Annotated in this window: 2 protein-coding genes and 1 pseudogene; 1 reads left to right on the forward strand and 2 read right to left on the reverse strand. The window is 70.5% G+C overall.

Annotation, left to right across the window (positions count from 1 at the left end):
• Positions 1 to 346: pseudogene (locus ACAM49_RS40010) on the reverse strand (hypothetical protein); the annotation flags it as partial.
• Between the two features lie 378 nt (positions 347 to 724).
• On the opposite strand from ACAM49_RS40010, the gene ACAM49_RS40015 reads away from it, so the two are divergent.
• Positions 725 to 1,549 carry a hypothetical protein gene (locus ACAM49_RS40015; RefSeq protein ID WP_369640710.1) on the forward strand — a complete coding sequence of 275 codons (825 nt, stop codon included), beginning with the start codon at positions 725 to 727 and terminating at the stop codon, positions 1,547 to 1,549.
• Here the strand turns inward: ACAM49_RS40015 and ACAM49_RS40020 are convergent.
• The coding region (locus ACAM49_RS40020) for a hypothetical protein (RefSeq protein WP_369640711.1) at positions 1,538 to 1,819 on the reverse strand (282 nt) is incomplete at its 5' end. The two genes, ACAM49_RS40015 and ACAM49_RS40020, sit on opposite strands and share 12 nt — an antisense overlap.

The raw sequence follows: 1,819 nt of genomic DNA on the forward strand, positions 1-1,819 counted from the left end.
AATCCGCGCCGCCCTCGACAGCCCCCACCCCGAAATCCGCCGCGGCGCAGTCCAAGCCCTGGCCACCCAACTCTCCTCCAGCGACCCCCACCGCGCCGACGCCGCCCGAAAAGCCCTGCACCACATAGCCACCCACGACAACCCGGCCGTAGCAGCCGCCGCCCGCGAAGTCCTCGGCGGCGCCTCCACCCAAGACAGCCCCCGAATCCCCAAGGACGGGAACCCCTCCGGCGGACCAACGTCGATCCCCGAGGGCCGCGGCGGTCCAGCGGACGAATCCGCCGCCGGTGGCGGAGCGGTCGTCCGGGGCGCGGGAGCCGAGGATCGCCCCGCCTCGATCGGCCACGCGGAGACCGGCGGCGTCGAGCCCGCTGCTGTGTCGCGCCGCGGTAAAGCCGTGCAGGGCAGGCGGACAGACGCCGGGCCGGTGGCGGACGCCGACCCCGCGGCACCGCCCGACGGCGAGGCTCCGCGCGGGAACGCCTCAGGCGAGGACCAGTCGGCGACTCCCCTGGCGAGGCTCGGTCGACGATTTCTTGGGGCCGAGCTCCGGCCGCCTGAAACACTCTCGACCGGTATCGATCAGCTCGAGCGAGCGAGTGAGTCCGATCGCGGCGGGGCGGCAGCCTCGACGAGCGCTGGGGATCGACCTGCGGCGGGCCGCGAGTCGGATGGCCGCCGAGACAGTCGGGGTGCTCATCTGGCGTCGACATCGTCGGGGTTGTTGGCGCTCGCGGGGGCGGCGTTGCTGGCGTACAGCCTGCGGAAGCCGTTCGCGACCGAGGATGCGGCCTGGCAGAAGCCGATCGATTCGATTGTCTACCAAGGGCATTACTACATCGTGGCGCTCGCGGCGGGGGCGGCCCTCGCGGGTGTGGCCGCGCTGGCGCTGGGTCGGCGAAGCGGCATGGGCCCGGCGGTGCTCGCCGGATTCGCGCTGGCCGGGCTGTGGGGCACCGCGGTTTTCCAGGTGCTGGGGATCCGGGTGAACGCCAATCCCCACTCCTTCTCGGGCTACCACTTCGAGGTCAGCGCAGGCTATGTCCTGGCGCTCGCCGGGCACTACGCGATTGTGCTCGCGGGCAGTTGCGCCGTCCTCGCCCTCTGGATGCGTGGCCGTGGCGGGCTCGGCGTTCGAGCACCGCGCGACAAGTTGTCGATCACCACCCTGCTACTGGGGTTATCCGGTTGTGCGGCAGTGAGTTTCGCGCCATTCGAGATCTCCGGGTGGGCATTCCTGCGCGGTGACTTCGTCTGGATCACCGTCTCGGCGGCGGCGCTCGCGGCGGTTCCCGTGGCCGCCGCGTGCCTGAGACCCAGGGTTCCGGTCTGCGCGGCCATGATCGGATTGGCGATCGCCGCCCCCGCGATCAGGTTCCAGCTGTACTCGCTGGGCCAGCACCTCGACAAATGGGGCGGGGCCATCGTCTACGAGAGCGGCAACACCGATCTCACCGGTTGGCTCCTGGTCAGCTTGGGCGCGGTGGGTGTCATCAACCTGATCGCGTTGGTGAAAATCGCCCGCCGACAGCGTGAATCAGCTGAGTAGGCGGACCTTGTCGGCGGATTCGTTTTGGCTGGCGCATTCCTGGTAGGGGTTGGGAGACCCCTGGCGTTCGCCGCAGACCCAGCGGACGGTGTCGACTATGACGGCGATGTCGCCGTCGGATTTCTTGCCGCGTTCGTCGGCGTAGGCGGTGACCACCGAGAGGGCGGTGGGGCAGAAGTCGTTGCCCTTGGCGGTGGCGGCTACCACGGCCAATCCCCATGGGCCCGTGCCGCAGTGGACGGCTTCCATGCCGGCGGCGGGGAAGGGGGC

The organism is Nocardia sp. JMUB6875 (assembly GCF_041154655.1).
In the GTDB taxonomy this organism is placed as follows: domain Bacteria; phylum Actinomycetota; class Actinomycetes; order Mycobacteriales; family Mycobacteriaceae; genus Nocardia.